1 pseudogene is annotated in these 304 nt (G+C 67.8%); it reads left to right on the plus strand.

The window, feature by feature from the left end:
* Positions 1-88 precede the first annotated feature (88 nt).
* A pseudogene (locus HT134_RS44370) lies at positions 89-304 on the plus strand (DNA cytosine methyltransferase); the annotation flags it as partial.

Genomic DNA, 304 nt, shown 5'->3' on the forward strand with positions numbered 1-304 from the left:
AGTAAATCGGGTAGACTGTTGAATAGAAGGGGGCGGGCCGGACACCCGCCCCCCGCACCACCCGCGAAAGATCGAAAGAAGGACGCACATGCTCGACCTGAGGGATTGGTTCTGTGGAGCCGGTGGCAGCTCGCAGGGCGCGCACGCCGTTCCCGGCGTCCGGGTCACCCGGGCCGCCAACCACTGGGAGAAGGCCATCGAGAGCCACTCGGTCAACGTCCCCGAGACGGACCACTACCTCGGCGACATCCGGACCGCGCCGGTCGAGCGCTGGCCGGTGGCCGATCTGTTCTGGGCAAGCCCG

This window comes from Nonomuraea rhodomycinica (genome assembly GCF_013363995.1).
Classification (GTDB): Bacteria; Actinomycetota; Actinomycetes; order Streptosporangiales; family Streptosporangiaceae; genus Nonomuraea; species Nonomuraea rhodomycinica.